Source organism: Rhodococcus sp. IEGM 1351 (genome assembly GCF_030056875.1).
Taxonomy (GTDB): domain Bacteria; phylum Actinomycetota; class Actinomycetes; order Mycobacteriales; family Mycobacteriaceae; genus Rhodococcus_F; species Rhodococcus_F opacus.
In genome coordinates, this window is sequence record NZ_JASHKU010000001.1 from 230,576 (window position 1) to 247,036 (window position 16,461).

Below are 16,461 nucleotides of genomic sequence, written 5' to 3' on the forward strand. Positions count from 1 at the left end.
ACGCTGTGTCGGTGGCCGTCGGCCGCCGAGTGTCGAGTGGATCTCGCTGCTGATTCTCCCAGAAAGAAGTGTGACGTGCGCTGCTGGGGCGCGAATCATGGGACCGAGAATCGTTGTTCCGGGACCGACCCTGGATACTGGTGGGCGTGGCATCTGATAAACCCCGCATCCTGCACAACAACCGCGACATGGTGTGGTCGCTCGTACCCCTTGTCCTGTTCTGCGTACTGATCGCGGGTATCGCCAGCCAGTGCACGTTCAGCCCGGGCGGACCCACCAGTGGTCCGATTCCCAGCTTCGACGTCGATGCGGCGCTGAAGTACGACGCGCAGGACCTTCCGTTCCCGGTGCGTAAGCCGGAGACACCGGAGGGCTGGACGCCCAACTCGGGCAGCCGCAGCATCGTCAGCGGCGACGGCGGCGGCGATTCGAGCACCGTCGGCTTCATCACCGAGGCAGGCCGCTACATCCAGCTGACGCAGAGCAATGCCGTCGAGACGGTGCTCGTGCCGTTCGTCGCGGGTGGTCCGCGTACGGCGACGGGAACCGAGGACGTTGCAGGTCACAGCTGGATCGTGTACGGCGGGGAGGGAGTCGAGCCGATCTGGGTCTCCGACTTCGGCGACGTCCGGCTCCTCGTGACGGGCAGTGCGTCACCCGAGGCGTTCGAGCAACTCACCACCGCCGCGGCCGACGCCCAGGTCCTCGCCGCCTGACGACCGGGGGCGTGTCAGCCCTCGTCGTCGGCGTGGGCGAGCGCCGTCTCGACGCGCTTGCGCGCCCCTGCGAGGTGCTCCTCGCAGCGTTTGGCCAGGGCCTCGCCCCGCTCCCACAGCGCGAGTGACGCGTCGAGGTCGAGGCCGCCCTGTTCGAGCACCTTGACCACGTCGACGAGTTCGTCGCGCGCCGCCTCGTAGCCGAGCTCCGCGATGTCGGTGTCGGTGTCGTTTCCGGTGGGCTTGCTCATGTCCTACTTGTCCTTTCCCATCACCGCGGCACGGATTGCGCCGTCGGCGACTCGAACGCGAATCTGGGTGCCCGGCGGGGCGTCGTCGACCGAGCGCAGGACCTCGGGATCGCCGTCGGGCACGATCCGCTGGACCACGGAGTAGCCGCGGGCCAGGGTCGCAGCGGGGCCGAGGGTCGTCAGCCGTGCCCGCAGGTGCTCGATCGTGGTGCTCTCCGCGGCGATCGCCCGGCTGATGTCGCGTCGCCCGGCCTCCCGCAGTCGCTCGACCTCGTCCGACCGGTGGTCGAGTGCGCGCAGCGGATCGGCGAGCACCGGCCGGCTCCGCAGCTGGGAGATCAGGTGGGACTCGCGCTGCACCCAGTTGCGGAGAGCAGCCGCGCTCCGCGACCGCAGTTCGCCGACCAGCGCCTGCTCGGCTACGGCATCCGGTACGACCCGCTTGGCAGCGTCCGTCGGTGTCGCGGCCCGCAGGTCGGCGACGTGATCGCTGAGCGGACTGTCCGGCTCGTGGCCGATGGCGCTGACCACCGGAGTTCGGCAGGCGACGATCGCGCGGCACAGCGTCTCGTCGGAGAACGGCAGCAGATCCTCCACGCTGCCGCCGCCGCGCGCGAGGATGATGACGTCGACGTGCGGGTCGGCGTCCAGTTCCTTCAACGCGTCGAGGATCTGCGGAACGGCGGTCGCGCCCTGCACCGGGGTGTTGCGCACCTCGAAGCGCACGGCGGGCCAGCGGCGCTGCGCCACGCTGAGAACGTCGTGCTCGGCGGCGCTGGCGCGACCGGTGATCAGCCCGATGGTGCCCGGCAGGAACGGCAGCGGACGCTTCAGTCGAGGGTCGAACAGACCCTCCGCTGCCAGCAGCGCGCGCAGCCGCTCGATCCGGGCGAGGAGTTCACCGATCCCGATCGCGCGGATCTCCGTCACTCGCAGCGAGACCGACCCGCGGCCGGTGTAGAACGACAACTTGCCGAACATCACCACCCGGCTGCCCTCGGTGAGCGGGACGGGGGAGTTCTGCAACAGCTGCGGGGAGCAGGTCACCGACAACGACATGTCGACGGACGGATCCCGCAGCACCAGAAACGCGGTCCGGGTTCCCGGACGCGCGTTGATCTGGGTGATCTGTCCCTCGACCCAGACACTCCCGAGCCGGTCGATCCACTGTGCGACCTTGGCCGACACGGTGCGGACCGGCCACGGCTGCTCGGCGGTACTCGGTCCGGTACTGGCTGCGCGGGGCTGTGCGGAGGTCACTTGGCCTTGGCGGAGGTGATGCGGTTGGTCAGCATGGTCTGGAACGGTGCGCGTGCCAGGGTCGCGTTCTCGTAGTCCAGCAGCGTCGTGAGGTCCTCGACGGACAGGCTGCGCAGGCGCGCCCGCAGCTGGGCGAGCGTCAGCGTGCCGTAGTCGAGTACGACGGCGATCTCGGGTTCGGCCACCGTCGGGGCGGAGGTCGCGACCTTCTTGCTCACCGGCTTCACGGAGGCGGCGCCGTTGGTGGCGGCGGGAGCAGCCTTCGGGGTCGAGACCTTCTCAGGAGTGCTCTCGTCCTGCGGACTCAGCGAGTACAGGGCGAACCGCCCAGGCCCGGCCGACCGCTCGTCGGTCCCGCCGTCGACGGCGGGTACCGGATCGGTGTCCTCGTCGAAGACGGCCCAGACCGGCTGCTCCTCGTCGTGGGTCCAGTTGATCAGTGCGAAAGCCTGGTCGCCCTTGATGGCCAGCGCCGTCATGGACTGCTGAACACGCATCGTGGTCTGCAGCACCTGACTGACCGCGGTCATGGGCAGGGTCGCCGCGGTGGTCGGCAGTTTCCTGGCCTCTTCGACGGCCGTCACGGCGATTCCAGCGGCGACACGCGCCACGAACGGGGGACGAATCATTCCCACAGCCTGCCTGACAACGGCACGTTTGGGTAGCCGACGTGCCCACAGCGTCGACGACTTCGGTGCGACGATGCGCACACTACCCCGCCGAGGCCCCGCGAAAGTGTCGTCCGTACGGGGCGACCCGTAGTCTGGAGCCATGTCTTCGGCTGTTCCACTCAATGTGGGTATCACACGTTCTGCAGATTCGGGAGCGTCGCGCGCCGACGGCGAGAAGCGCGTACTGCTCGCGGAACCCCGCGGCTACTGCGCCGGCGTGGACCGCGCCGTCGAGACGGTGGAGAAGGCGCTCGAGAAGCACGGCGCCCCAATCTACGTGCGCAAGGAAATCGTCCACAACCGGCACGTCGTCGAGACGCTCACCGATCAGGGTGTCGTCTTCGTCGACGAGACCGACGAGGTTCCGGAGGGTGCGCTGCTGGTGTTCTCCGCCCACGGCGTGTCTCCCGCGGTCCACGAATCGGCCGCGGCGCGCAACCTGCGCACGATCGACGCCACGTGCCCGCTGGTCACGAAGGTCCACCAGGAAGCCAAGCGCTTCGCCCGGGACGACTTCGACATCCTCCTGATCGGCCACGAGGGCCACGAGGAAGTGGAGGGCACCGCCGGCGAGGCACCCGAGCACGTGCAGTTGGTCGACGGACCCGACTCCGTGGACGCCGTGACGGTCCGCGACGAATCGAAGGTCATCTGGTTGTCGCAGACCACGTTGAGCGTCGACGAGACGATGCAGACGGTCGCCCGGCTGCGGGAGCGTTTCCCGAATCTGCAGGACCCGCCGAGCGACGACATCTGCTACGCCACCCAGAACCGTCAGGTCGCCGTCAAGGCGATGGCACCCGAATGCGACCTTGTCATCGTCGTCGGATCCCGAAACTCCTCGAACTCGGTTCGTCTCGTCGAGGTGGCACTGGGTGCGGGCGCGAAGGCGTCGTACCTGGTCGACTACGCACGCGAAGTGGATCCGGCCTGGCTCGACGGTGTCCGGACGGTCGGGATCACCTCGGGTGCGTCCGTGCCGGAGATCCTGGTGCGTGGTGTGATCGATCTGCTCGACGAGCACGGCTTCCACGACGTCCAGCCGGTCACGACGGCCAACGAGACGCTGGTCTTCGCACTGCCGCGCGAGCTGCGGGCCGCGCGGACCTGATCGGTTCGCTACCCGCCCGTCCCTCCTCTAGCGGGGCTGCTCCGTCTCGAACGGCGGCTCGTACCGGTCGCGGTAGCGCACCTGGGGAATGGGGTGGGCCGGCACGTCGGAGTTGGGCCGGGGTCGCGGCGTCGTCCGCGGCGGGACCGAACGCGGCGCCTGAGTGGTGCGCGGAGGTGCCGACCGGGGTGCCTGCGCTGCCCGGTCGACCATCGGCGGTGGGGGCGCGGTGCGTCCGCCCGACGAGGACGAGCGGCGAGGCGGTGGGGTGGCCGCCCGTCGCGCCGAGCGGGGGTGCTCCCGTGCGGCGTCCTTGTCACGCGTCCGACGCGGCGGCGGAGACTGCTCCGACTCCTCGGCGGCGCGCCGAGGGCGGGCGGCGCGTGGCGCCCGCTGCGCGCGTCGCCGCTCGGACGTGCGAGCGGGACCGGTCTTGCGTTGCTGCAGCAGGAAGAGGCGGAGTCCGCCGATCAGCAGGGTCACCACGGTGGCGGCGAGCATCACCGGAAAGCGGTTGACCAGTGGATACGCGACGTTGATCGCCAGGTCCTTCAGTGCGGTGCTGTTCTCCTCCGCGATGAGACTCTGCCCGAGCGGCACCGCGACGAACAGGATCAGCGGCGGCTGGACGATCGCGGTGAACAGCGCGCGGTTGCCGGCAGCCGCCACGGCGAGGACACAGCCGAGGAAATAGAACGTGGAGAACGCAGCCGTGAGTTCGGTGCCACGAGCCGCATCGACAGCGAATCCGACAAAGGTGACTCCGACGGCCAGGAGAATGACACCCCACCAGGGGAGACCGGGGACCGTAGGGACAATCGACCGCCTGTCGAGCGGCACCCCAGAGCGAGCACGTTGGGTTGCAGACACACAACGACAGTAGCGGCAACTTGTTAACTAGCCTCGTTGGCGTGACCGGTAGAGCCTGAGAGATCCTCGAGATTTGTGCGTCTCGGCCACGAATCGACGGCGCTGACCTCGGTGACGTCGCCGTCGAACACGTCGAGGTCGTGAAGCTTGCGGGCGGTCACTGTGACCCGGGACTCCATCGACGCGACGGTGAGATTGAACGAGTCGACGGCCTTGCCGAGTTGGGAGCCGAGACGGTCGAGGTGCGCGCCGACCGTCCCCAGCCGCGAATACAGCTCCCGGCCGAGCTGGTGGATCTTCGCGGCGTCCCGAGACAGCGCCTCCTGGCGCCAGGTGTGCGCGATGGTCCGCAGCAATGCGATGAGCGTGGTGGGGGTGGCGAGGATCACGTTCCGTGAGAACGCGTGCTCGAGCAGCCCGGAATCGGCGGTCAGCGCCGCGTCCAGGAACGGATCACCGGGCACGAACAGCACCACGAACTCCGGCGTCGGGTCGAACGACTCCCAGTACGTCTTGTCGGCCAACTGGTCGACGTGCGTCCGCAGCTGCCGGGCGTGTCTGGAGAGGTGCTGTTCCCGGGCGGCCGGGTCTTCCGTCTGCGCGGCGTCCAGGTACGCCGCGAACGGGACCTTGGCGTCGACCACGATCTGCTTGCCGCCCGCGAGGTACACGAGCAGGTCGGGACGGACACCCTCCTTCGACACCTGGGTGTCGAAGTCGCAGTGCCGAACCATCCCGGCCAGTTCGACCACCCGCTCCAACTGGATTTCACCCCACCGGCCCCGGATCTGCGGCGCCCGCAGCGCCGTGACGAGTCTGTTCGTCTGCGTGGACAGCATCTGTGACGTGCGGTGCATGCCCTCGACCTGCTCACTGAGTCCGGCGTACGCGTGAACCCGGCTGCGTTCGACGTGGTCCACCTGTTCCGCCAGCGCGCCGACGGCCTCGTGCAGCGGCCCGACCAGTCGCGAGATCTGCTCGCCGATCGCACCCGAGTGGCGGCGGGCAGAATCCTCGCTGACGGCGCCGAGTGACTGCCGCAGCAGGGCCTCGTTCTCGCGCAGCGCGGCGAGCTGTGCCTCCGCTCGCGCCGCCCGATCACCGCTCCGCGCCGCGTGCAGCAGCCACCCGAGGGCGGTGCCCGCGGCGAGCGCCAGGAGCATTCCGAGTGCAGCGAGTGCATTCATGTGGCTCATGGTGCACCGACCCACCGACATGTGGGGCACCGCCCAGCTACATGTGGGGCACCGCCCCGCTACATGTGGGGCACCGCCCCGCTACATGTGGGGCACCGCCCCAGCGACACGTCGAATCGCTCGGACGCCACGCGGCCGAGGTGTTCGAGGTTGTCGGCACGGTGCTCTACGGTCTCGGGACATGAGGATCCTGCACACTTCGGACTGGCACATCGGACGCACGTTCCACGGGGTGGACCTGCTCACCGACCAGGCCCGTGTGCTCGACGCGATCGCCGCCCTCGTCGCCGAGCACGGCGTGGACGTCGTCGTCGTACCCGGCGACGTGTACGACCGGTCGATCCCGAGCGCGGACGCCGTCACCGTGTGCAACCGCGGCTTCGAAGCGATCCGGGACGCCGGCGCGGTCATCGTCGCCACGTCCGGCAACCACGACTCCGCGGCGCGGCTCGGGGCGGGTGCCGCGTTCTCCCGCGCGGGCGGGCTGCACCTCATGACGACGGTCGCCGGGATCGGCTCGCCCGTCGTGCTCGAGGACGCGCACGGTCCCGTCGCGTTCTACGGCATTCCCTATCTCGAGCCCGAGATCACCCGCGCGCAACTGGACGTGCCGACCGCGCGGTCGCACGCCGAGATCCTCGACGCCGCGATGGACCGTGTCCGCACCGACCTCGACAGGCGGAACGACACCACACCGCTCACCAGGTCCGTGGTGCTCGCCCACGCGTTCGTCGTGGGCGCCGAGGCCACCGGGTCGGAGAGGTCCATCTCCGTCGGCGGCGTCGAGACGGTGTCGGCTTCGGCCTTCGGCGGGGTCGACTACGTCGCGCTCGGCCACCTCCACTCGCCCCAGACCCTCGCGGAAAACATCCGGTACTCGGGTTCGCCGCTGCCGTACTCCTTCGGCGAGCGCACCCACAGCAAGGCGGTCTACCTCGTGGATCTCGACGCCGACGGACTGCGGACCGTCGAGCGGGTCGACCTGCCGGTGGTCCGCGGTCTCCGACAATTGACAGGGACGGTGCAGGAGTTGCTCGAGGACGACACGTACCGCGACGCCGAGGACTGCTACGTGTCGGCGGTGCTCACCGACCCGGAACGCCCGGTCGACGCCATGCGCTCACTCCAGACCCGCTTCCCGTTCGCCGTTCACCTCGAGTGGCAACGCCCCGAGGGCGGCGACGATCTGCGCTACCGGGACAAGGTGCACGGGCGCAGCGATCTGCAGATCACGCGCAGCTTCCTCACCGACGTGCGCAGCGAACCGTCGACCGGCGAGATCCGGCTGGTGGAAGCCGCACTCGGCTTCGCCGACCGGGCCGGCGAAGACACCGCCGAGGTCGTCGCGCTGGAACAGACGGCATGAGGCTGCATCGACTCGAAGTCGAAGCCTTCGGGCCGTTCGCAGGATCCGTGGAAGTCGACTTCGATCGGCTCGGCGCGGACGGGCTCTTCCTGCTGCACGGTCATACCGGCGCCGGTAAGACGACAGTCCTCGACGCGGTGGCGTTCGCGCTGTACGGCACGGTGCCCGGGGCACGGAAGGACGGCAAGCGCCTCCTGTCCGACCACGCGCCCGCCGGTTCCGTTCCCACGGTGACGCTCGAGGCGACGATCGCGGGCCGGCATCTGCGTCTCGTCCGCAGCCCCGAGTTCGAGCGTCCGAAGCGCCGTGGGTCGGGGACCATCAAGGAGAACGCGAAGGCCACGCTCACCTGGCTCGACGGCCGCGGGGAGAACCTGTCACGAATCCCCGACATCGCCGACGAGGTCGGTCGGCTGATGGGTATGAGCGCCGACCAGTTCTTCCAGGTGGTTCTGCTGCCGCAGGGGGAGTTCGCGAAGTTCCTGCGCGCCGACAACGAGGAACGCGGTCAGCTCCTGGAGAGGCTGTTCGACACCACCCGATTCGGGACGGTGGAGGAGTGGTTCCTCGACCGCAGGCGCACCAGCGCCCACGACCTGGACGAGCATCAACGGGCCATCGACGTGCTGCTGGCACGGGTCGCGACGGCCGCGGGTATCGAGGGAGGCGCAGATGCCGATCCGGTGACCTGGGCCCACAAGCTCGAGGACGAGGCCCGCGAGACCCGTGACCTGGCTGCGGACGACCTGCAGAACGCCAAGAGCCGGGCGAAGATGGCCCGCGACGCGCTCACGGAGGCGCGCCGCGTCCTCGAACTCCAGAACCGCAGGCGGCGAGCCGAGGCGGAACTCGAGGCCCACGCAGCGGGGGCGGCCCGGCGGGCGGTCCTGGTCGCCGAATTGGCGGATGCGCGCCGGGCCGAACCTGTCGCGACCGTCGCGCACGAGGCCGACGCCGCCCGGGCCAAGGCTGCGGCTGCCGCGCGGAACGTCGAGGCGATCACGGACGGATTGCGCTCGACGGCGGGCGGCGCCGATCTCGTGGCGGAGTTGTCCTGGCCTCCGACCGCTGACGAACGGGAGCACATCCGGTCGAGTATCCGGGCCTGGCGTGACGAGATCGTGCGCCTCGACGGAGCACTCGCCGAATCCGTCGCCGCCGACCGGCTCGCTGTCGAAGTGGAGCGACTGCACGCCCGGCAGGTCGAACTCGCCGAGGCCGGTGACGCGCTGACCCGGGAGCGGGAACAATTGCCGCTCGCTCTGCGGGAAGCGGAGAAGGCGCTCGACTCGGCGCAGAAGGCCCGCGCCGCACTCCCGGCCCTCGTCGATGCCCGGGACCGGGCGGCCGACGCTGCCTCGGCGGCGGCGGATGTCCGCACCCGCCGGGCCGAGCGTGATCGGCTCGAGCGCGGCGTGCTCGATGCCCGGCGACAGCACCAGGACGCGCGCGAGCACTGGCTCGACCTGCTGCAACGTCGGATCGCGGGCATGGCCGCCGAATTGGCAGGCACGCTCGAGGACGGTGTCCCGTGCCAGGTGTGCGGTTCGCCCGAGCACCCGCAGCCTGCCGAACCGTCCGAGCTGTCGGTCACGAAGGCCGACGAGGACAAGGCCCTCGCAGCGGAGCAGAAGGCTGCGGCGGCGCTGACGACCGCGACCGAGAAATTGGGCGCGGTGGAGCGCGCGATCGACGTGCTCGTCCAGCGCGGCGGCGACGGTGACGCGGACGAACTCGCGCAGGCACTCACGGCCGCGGAGGCGGCGGTGGGGGAGGCGACTGCGCTCGGCGACGAGGTCGAGCGTCGGTCCGCATCACTCACCGAACTGCGGGACCGCGAGAGTCACCTGCAGGAACGGTCCCGGGACCTGGGCGTCGACGCCGCCACCGTGGCCGAGAGGATCACGGCGAGCACGACACAGCTCGGGGAGATCCGGGCCCGAGTGAGCGAGGCGGCGGGCGACGACCCGAGCGTGGAGGCACGCCGCGCACGACTCGACGCGCTTGCGGAGTCCGCATCCGAACTGCTCGACGCGCGGGACGCCGGTGCCGGAGCCGAGTCGGCGGCCCGTGAACTCGCGGCCAAGGCCGAAACGCTGGCCGGGGATGCCGGTTTCGACAGCTCTGCCGACGCCGTGGCCGCGGTCCGGACGGCCGCCCGTCAGGGTGAGATCGAGGCCGTCCTCACGGCGGCGCGGGACGCCGAGGTCGGGGCGCGCAGCGTGCTCGACGACCCCGAGGTCGTTGCCGTCGCCGAGGCAGATCCCGTGGAACTGGCGTCCGTCCAGCACGCGCACGACGTGGCCGCGGAGGTCGTGAACGTCGCCGTCGCGGCGGCATCCGACGCCGAGCGCCGACTGCTCGATCTGGAACGGTTCGTCGGTCAACTCGACAAGGCCGCCGAGGCGATCGCGCCGATGCAGGCCGCGCACGAGGAGTTGGCCGCCCTCGCCGAGGTGATCGCGGGCCGTGGCCAGAACGCCAGGAAGATGTCGCTGCGGTCGTATGTGCTGGCGGCCCGGCTGGAAGAGGTGGCCGTCTCGGCATCCGCGCGGCTCGGCCGGATGTCGGCGGGACGGTACGAGTTCGTCCACAGCGACGAGGCCGGTCCGAGAGGCCGCCGCGGTGGCCTGGGGCTGGACATCCGCGACGACTACACCGGAGTGGTGCGTTCGGCCAAGACCCTGTCCGGCGGTGAGTCGTTCCTGGCGTCGCTGTCGCTGGCGCTCGGTCTCGCCGATGTCGTCGCGGCGGAGTCGGGAGGCGTTGTCCTCGACACGATGTTCATCGACGAGGGATTCGGCACCCTCGACGCGGACACCCTCGACTCGGTGATGGGCGTCCTCGACGAGCTTCGTGACGGCGGCCGGGTGGTCGGGATCGTCAGTCACGTCGACGAGATGCGTCAGCGAATCCCGAGCCGGCTGCACGTGATTCGCGGACGCACCGGCTCCACGGTGGAGGTCGTCGCCGGCTGAGTGCCGGTCAGTCCGCCTTGGGCGCGACGGCGGCCTCGTCGACGGTGACGCCCTCCCGTTCGGCGTCGTCGAGGTCGTCGTTCGCGGCGTCGGCGTCGGCGATGTTGCTTTCGGCGCTGTGCTCGTCGATCTGCTCACCGATGTAGCGCACCACCACGGCGGCGACGGCGGCGGCGGGCACCGCGAGGAAGGCGCCGACGATCCCGAAGACGGAGGCGCCGGCGGTCACGGCGAGCAGAACCACCACGGCGTGCAGTTTCATGCTCTTGCTCTGGAGAACGGGCTGCAGCACGTTGCCCTCGATCTGCTGCACCACGAGGATGATGATCAGCACGATCACCGCGGTGGTGAGGCCGTTGGCCACCAACGCGACGAGCACGGCGAGAGCACCGGCGACGAATGCACCGACGATCGGGACGAAGCCACCGATGAACGTCAGGATCGCGAGGACCGGTGCGAGCGGCACACCGAGAATGAGCAGTCCGGCGCCGATGAAGACGGCGTCGATGAGGCTGACCAGTGCCTGCGTCCGGATGAACCCGCCGAGCGTGTCCCACATGCGGCCCAGCACCACTTCGAGGTGACGGCCCGCGCGGCCGCCGCCGACGGAGTGCAGCCACGGGATGAACCGCGGGCCGTCCTTGATGAAGAAGAACGACAGCACCAGCACGAGGCCGAGCGTGAGCAGTAGGGAGCTGGCAGTGCTGACCCCGGTGAACACACCGGACGCGATGACCGTCCCACTCTCCTGCACCTTCACGACGATGGTGTGGATGCCCTGCTCGATCTGATCGTCCTGCAGGTTGATCGGCGGACCCTTCAACCAGTCCTGCACCTGGTTGATGCCCTCGGTGGCCTTGTTGGCCAGCTCGGGTGCCTGGTTGACGACGGACGGCACGATGCCCGCGATGATTCCGGCCACGACGGCGATGAACACGACGAGCGACGTCGCGGCGGCCGCCGCCGGGGGAATACGTCGTCTCGTCATCGCCCGGGTCGGCGGCCACAGCACCGTGCACACCACGACGGCCAGGAGCACGGGGAGGACGATCACCCACAGCTTTTCGATGATCCACCCGAACAACAACGCACCCAGCGAGATGGCCACGAGGACCAGTGACCACTTGGCCAGCCACATCGCACCCACCCCGATGAGATGCCCGCGGTCCGGTTTCGTGACCGTGCTCCCGGACGGTGCCGGGGCTTCCTTCTCCGTCACAGATGGTCCTCCCTGCCGTGTCTGCTCAGTTGATCAGTACTGACAGTACTGGGGGACGCCGGGACGGCCCGGTGTGGTCAGCAGCAGCGGGCACCTGGGTTCGCGTCGGCGTCCGCATAGCGCGCCTTCCAGTACTCGCGCTCGGTCGGCACCTCGGCGTCCGGATGGTTCCGGCGGAGGTGTTCGACGTACCTGCTGTAGTCGTGGTCGCCCATCAGCGACCCCGTCCACCACCAGGCGGTCCGGACGGCCCGCACGACCCTATTCATCATGGTGATGTGCCCTGTCCGTGTGGGTGTGCGCAGCACCGGGCGCGCGCACCGCTCCCGACGCGATGAGTTCGTTCCATTCCTTGTCGAGTTCCTTCTCGGCGGCGGTGGGGACGAACCCGGCAGGCGCGAAGATCTTCGACGGCTGCTCGGGTGACTCGGTGGTCGGCAGTCCACCCGCCCGGAACGCCTTGATGCACACGAGCACTCCGGCCACCACGACGACGAGGACGAGGCCGGCGAACACGATCGACAGGGTCCCCTGGATGAACGTGTTGCGGATGACGGCGTCGATGGCCTCGGGGGTCTTGGCGGAACCGAAGCTGGTCTTGCCGGCTTCCTTCGCTTCCTTGAACGCGGCGTGCTGGGACCAGTAGCCGACGGCGGTGTTGCCGGAGAAGATCTTCTGCCAGGACGCCGTCATGGTCACGATCAGGTCCCAGACGAGGGGAACGCCGGGAATCCATGCCCACTTGAACAGGCCCCTCTTCATGACGATGGCGAGGACCACGGTCAGCGCGATCGCAGCGAGCAACTGGTTCGCGATGCCGAAGAGCGGGAACAGGGTGTTGATTCCGCCGAGCGGGTCGGTGACGCCCATCAGCAGGATTGCGCCCCACAGGCCGACGACGGCCAGCGAGCACACCCAGGCTCCGACGCGCCACGACGGATCCTTGAACTTGCGGGCGGGTCCGCCGAAATTGCCGAGCGAGTCGGACAGCATGAACCGGGCGACACGGGTGCCTGCGTCGACGGTGGTGAGGATGAACAACGCCTCGAACATGATCGCGAAGTGATACCAGAACGACTTGAGGGCGGCGCCGCCGAGGAACTGGCTGAGCACTTCCGACATGCCGAACGCGAGCGTCGGGGCACCGCCGGTGCGCGAGATGATCGACTCCTCGCCCACGTTCTCCGCGGCCTGCGCGAGCGTGTCGGGGCTGATGTTCGGGCTGGACAGTCCGAGGCCGTTCACATACGCGGCGGCCGTCTCGGGGGTCCCGCCGGTGAGGGTGGCCGGCGCGTTGAGCGCGAAGTACAGGTGCTGGTCGATGATGCACGCGGTGACGAGCGCCATGATCGCGACGAACGACTCGGTGAGCATGCCCCCGTATCCGATCAGCCGCATCTGCTTTTCCTTCGCCAGCAGCTTGGGTGTGGTGCCGGAGGAGATGAGGGCGTGGAAGCCGGACAGCGCGCCGCACGCGATCGTGATGAACAGGAACGGGAACAGCGAGCCCGCGAACGCGGGGCCGTTGCCCTGGATGGCGAACGTCGTGACGTCGGGCATCTTGATGGTGGGCTGCGCGACCAGGATGCCGATGGCCAGCAGGATGATCGTGCCGATCTTCATGAACGTCGACAGGTAGTCGCGCGGGGCCAGCAGCAGCCAGACGGGCAGGACGGATGCGGCGAAACCGTAGGCGATCATCAGCCAGGCGATGGTCACCTTGGAAAGCGTGAACCAGTCGGCGCCCCAGCCGGTGTCGGCGACCCAGCCGCCGGACACGATGGCGAGGAGCAGCAGCACGACGCCGATCAGCGACACCTCGGCGACCTTGCCCGGGCGCAGGTACCGCAGGTAGACGCCCATGAACAGGGCGATCGGGATGGTCATGGCGATGGAGAAGACGCCCCACGGGCTTTCCGCGAGCGCGTTGACGACGACGAGGGCGAGCACCGCGATGAGGATGATCATGATGACGAAGACGCCGATCATGGCGGCGACACCGCCGACGAGGCCGAGTTCGTCGCGGGCCATCTGACCGAGGCTGCGTCCGCGGCGTTTCGTCGAGATCCACAGGACGAGGAAGTCCTGGACGGCCCCGGCGAAGACGACGCCGATGATGATCCACAGCGTGCCGGGCAGGTAGCCCATCTGCGCGGCGAGGACGGGACCGACGAGGGGGCCTGCGCCGGCGATGGCGGCGAAGTGGTGCCCGAACAGCACCCGCCGGTCCGTCGGCATGTAGTCCTTGCCGTTCTCCAGGATCTCGGCGGGCGTGGCCCGGTCGTCACGGGGTTGGACGAGTTTGCGCTCGATCAGCCGCGCGTAGAAGCGGTAGGCGATGAGATAGGTGCAGACGGCGGCCACCACGAACCAGACGGCGTTGATGTTCTCGCCGCGGATGAACGCGATCATCACCCAGGCGATGCCGCCGAGAAGGCCGAGGACGGCGAACGTGATCCGCGTCGCCGGTGAGATGGGGGTGCGGTCCACGACGCCGACCGCTGGTAGATCCGGATCCGTTTTCAGGTACTCGATCTCGGATTCGGGTGCGGCTCTCAGGGCCATCGCGAACTCCTTCCCAGCGCCCCCGTCGTCATTGTGTGCCAGGGGTGACGCCGTCGACAGATGCCACATCTCTTGTGGCCCCCGTCACCCTATTGCGCCGACGTTCGGTTCGACGAAAAAACGACGTCAGAAGCGAGACGAATCGGCGTCGATCCAGTCGGTGAGCCACTCCGACGGCGGATCCTCGAGCAGTTCGCCGGGCATCAGCCACTCGTACAGTTCCGCGTAGGTGCGGGTGGTGACTCCGTCGATTCGCCGGTTGAGCATCGACGGTGTCAGTTGGTCGAAGCTGTCGAGACCCATCGATGCCACCATCTGCTGGGCGCCGGCCACCGTCGACTTCTGGAACCGGAACACCCTGGCCGCCTTGTCGGGGACGTCGAGTGCGCGGGTCCGCGCCGGGTCCTGGGTCGTCACCCCGACGGGGCAGCGGTTGGTGTGGCACATCTGCGCCTGGATGCACCCGACGGCGAACATCATCGCGCGGGCGGCCAGCGTGAAGTCGGCGCCCTGGATGATCCGTTTGACGATGTCGGATGCGCTGGCGACCTTCCCGGACGCGCCGATCTTGATGCGGTTCCGCAGTCCGGCGCCGGTGAGCGCGTTGTGCACGAGCATCAGCCCCTCGGTGAGGGGCATGCCCATGTTGTCCTCGAATTCCACTGGACCTGCACCGGTTCCGCCCTCGGAGCCGTCGACGATGACGAAGTCCGGGGTGACGTCGCGTTCGAGCATCGCCTTGCAGATGCCGAGGAACTCGGTGCGCGATCCGACGCACAATTTGAACCCGACGGGTTTGCCGCCGGAGAGCTTTCGCAGGGTAACGATGAAGTCGATCAGCTCGTTCGGGGTGGAGAACGCGGTGTGCGAGGGCGGGGAGATCACCGTCTTCCCGACCGGCACGCCGCGCGTCTCGGCAATCTCCCGCGACACCTTCGCCCCGGGCAGCACACCGCCGAGCCCGGGTTTCGCGCCCTGCGACAACTTGATCGAAATCGCCTTCACCTGCTCTGAGGCTGCATGTTCGGCGAACTTGCCGGGATCGAAGTGACCGTCGTCCGTCCGGCACCCGAAGTAGCCGGACGCGATCTCCCAGATCAGGTCGCCGCCGTGCTTGCGGTGATACGGGCTGATCGCGCCCTCGCCGGTGTCGTGCGCGAACCCGCCGCGCGCGGCCCCGGCGTTGAGGGCTTCGATGGCGTTCGCGGAGAGCGAGCCGAAGCTCATCGCCGACACGTTGAGAAGCGCGATGTCGTAGGGCCGTTCGCAGTCGGGGCCGCCGATGCGCACGGTCGGCGGCTCGGGCGGTGCCATCCGGGCGCGCAGCGAATGGGCCATGAACTCGTAGCCGACGGCGTGCACGTCCCGTTCGGTGCCGAACGGCTCCTCGGCGAGGGTCCCCTTGGCCCGCTCGTAGACGAGGTCGCGGGTGTCCCGGTCGAAGGGCGTTCCGTCCGTGGATGATTCGACGAAGTACTGCTGGATCTCGGGGCGAATCTTCTCGAGCAGGAACCGTGCGTGCCCGAGCGCCGGGTAGTTCCGCAGAATGCTGTGCCGCCGTTGCAGCAGATCCCATGTCCCGAGGGCTGCGAGCGCGAGAAGGACGACCGCGGCGAACCACCACCCGGTGGCAACGCCGAGGGCCAGGGCGAGAGCACCCAGTCCGAGGATCCATAACGCGAGGACGATCAACCAGCGGGTCACTCGCTGAGACTAGAACCTCACGTGAGTGCCGACGCGTACTCCGGCGCACTTTCCCACTCACGGGGGAGACAGGTGGGATAGTGGACGCACGAGGTCAGCTGCCACGACAGGGGGATGTCATGACGGAGTCATCGAGCAATCCGGAGGTGTCGAGCAATCCGGTGCCGCCGAAGCCCGGCGACACGGGTGCGTACGGCTACCAGTACCCGACGCAGCAACAGCAGCCGCCGCAGTCGCAGCCGTACCCGGGCCAGTACGGCCCGCCGCCGCTGCCGCCCTCGAACGCCGGCTGGGCGGTGGCCGCCGTGCTGTTCTTCTGGCCGCTCGCGTTCGCCGCGTTCAACCACGTCCACGACGTGTACCCGAAGTGGGCGATGGGCGACTACCAGGGCGCCCAGTACGCGTCCGACCGCGCCAAGGCGCTCGGCAAGATCGCCCTGTGGATCTGGGTGGCGCTGATCGTCGTCTTCGTCATCGGGTACGCCATCCTGATCATCGCCCTCGTCGCGAACAGCAATACTTCGAGCTGGTGAGGCCGATGGTCGTTGATACGG

The 16,461-nt window shown here is 68.9% G+C and carries 14 protein-coding genes; 5 read left to right on the forward strand and 9 right to left on the reverse strand.

Translation table 11 applies throughout. The annotated features are described in order from the left end of the window. Window positions 1-146 precede the first annotated feature (146 nt). Window positions 147-716: a DUF4245 domain-containing protein gene (locus QM806_RS01110; RefSeq protein WP_054248324.1), complete on the forward strand. Its 570-nt coding sequence runs from the start codon at window positions 147-149 to the stop codon at window positions 714-716. A gap of 14 nt (window positions 717-730) precedes the next feature. Here the strand turns inward: QM806_RS01110 and QM806_RS01115 are convergent, their stop codons facing one another. From QM806_RS01115 to QM806_RS01125, 3 genes are read right to left on the reverse strand one after another with little or no spacing between them, the layout of a single operon-like run. Then, window positions 731-967, reverse strand: a complete 237-nt coding sequence (locus QM806_RS01115) for an exodeoxyribonuclease VII small subunit (RefSeq protein WP_054248320.1) — start codon at window positions 965-967, stop codon at window positions 731-733. A 3-nt stretch (window positions 968-970) separates the two neighbouring features. Continuing rightward, window positions 971-2,227 carry an exodeoxyribonuclease VII large subunit gene (gene xseA / locus QM806_RS01120; protein WP_005253706.1) on the reverse strand — a complete coding sequence of 419 codons (1,257 nt, stop codon included), beginning with the start codon at window positions 2,225-2,227 and terminating at the stop codon, window positions 971-973. Further along, window positions 2,224-2,856 carry a lipid droplet-associated protein gene (locus QM806_RS01125; protein ID WP_169693598.1) on the reverse strand — a complete coding sequence of 211 codons (633 nt, stop codon included), beginning with the start codon at window positions 2,854-2,856 and terminating at the stop codon, window positions 2,224-2,226. Before QM806_RS01125 ends, xseA begins: the two co-directional genes overlap by 4 nt. Before the next feature lie 142 nt (window positions 2,857-2,998). On the opposite strand from QM806_RS01125, the gene QM806_RS01130 reads away from it, so the two are divergent. Then, window positions 2,999-4,009, forward strand: a complete 1,011-nt coding sequence (locus tag QM806_RS01130) for a 4-hydroxy-3-methylbut-2-enyl diphosphate reductase (protein ID WP_065490123.1) — start codon at window positions 2,999-3,001, stop codon at window positions 4,007-4,009. Window positions 4,010-4,036: 27 nt separating this feature from the next. Here QM806_RS01130 and QM806_RS01135 read toward each other — a convergent pair whose 3' ends face one another. Both QM806_RS01135 and QM806_RS01140 read right to left on the reverse strand, forming a co-directional pair. Further along, window positions 4,037-4,879, reverse strand: a complete 843-nt coding sequence (locus QM806_RS01135; RefSeq protein WP_169693597.1) for a DUF6542 domain-containing protein — start codon at window positions 4,877-4,879, stop codon at window positions 4,037-4,039. 23 nt (window positions 4,880-4,902) lie between these two features. Then, window positions 4,903-6,066, reverse strand: a complete 1,164-nt coding sequence (locus tag QM806_RS01140; protein WP_005560524.1) for a DNA recombination protein RmuC — start codon at window positions 6,064-6,066, stop codon at window positions 4,903-4,905. Between the two features lie 190 nt (window positions 6,067-6,256). On the opposite strand from QM806_RS01140, the gene QM806_RS01145 reads away from it, so the two are divergent. Both QM806_RS01145 and QM806_RS01150 read left to right on the forward strand, forming a co-directional pair. Continuing rightward, complete coding sequence (locus QM806_RS01145) at window positions 6,257-7,441, forward strand: exonuclease SbcCD subunit D (RefSeq protein ID WP_054248945.1); 1,185 nt, start codon at window positions 6,257-6,259, stop codon at window positions 7,439-7,441. Further along, on the forward strand, window positions 7,438-10,419 hold the full coding sequence (locus QM806_RS01150) for an AAA family ATPase (protein ID WP_169693596.1): 2,982 nt from the start codon (window positions 7,438-7,440) through the stop codon (window positions 10,417-10,419). Before QM806_RS01145 ends, QM806_RS01150 begins: the two co-directional genes overlap by 4 nt. Before the next feature lie 7 nt (window positions 10,420-10,426). On the opposite strand, the gene QM806_RS01155 is transcribed toward QM806_RS01150, so the two are convergent. The 4 genes from QM806_RS01155 to QM806_RS01170 form a co-directional block, all read right to left on the reverse strand. After that, window positions 10,427-11,638, reverse strand: coding sequence for an AI-2E family transporter (locus QM806_RS01155; protein WP_005560521.1), 1,212 nt, complete (start codon window positions 11,636-11,638; stop codon window positions 10,427-10,429). A 77-nt stretch (window positions 11,639-11,715) separates the two neighbouring features. Continuing rightward, window positions 11,716-11,907, reverse strand: coding sequence for a YbdD/YjiX family protein (locus QM806_RS01160; protein WP_037202947.1), 192 nt, complete (start codon window positions 11,905-11,907; stop codon window positions 11,716-11,718). Continuing rightward, entirely contained in the window at window positions 11,900-14,203 is a 2,304-nt protein-coding gene (locus tag QM806_RS01165) for a carbon starvation CstA family protein (RefSeq protein WP_054246715.1), read from the reverse strand. The genes QM806_RS01160 and QM806_RS01165 overlap by 8 nt, the downstream gene beginning before the upstream one ends. A gap of 126 nt (window positions 14,204-14,329) precedes the next feature. Beyond that, a complete protein-coding gene (locus tag QM806_RS01170; RefSeq protein ID WP_120659418.1) occupies window positions 14,330-15,907 on the reverse strand; it encodes an FMN-binding glutamate synthase family protein in 1,578 nt (525 codons plus the stop codon). A 119-nt stretch (window positions 15,908-16,026) separates the two neighbouring features. Between QM806_RS01170 and QM806_RS01175 the strand changes: the two genes are divergently transcribed. After that, on the forward strand, window positions 16,027-16,440 hold the full coding sequence (locus tag QM806_RS01175) for a CD225/dispanin family protein (RefSeq protein ID WP_005560516.1): 414 nt from the start codon (window positions 16,027-16,029) through the stop codon (window positions 16,438-16,440). The last annotated feature ends 21 nt before the right edge of the window (window positions 16,441-16,461 follow it).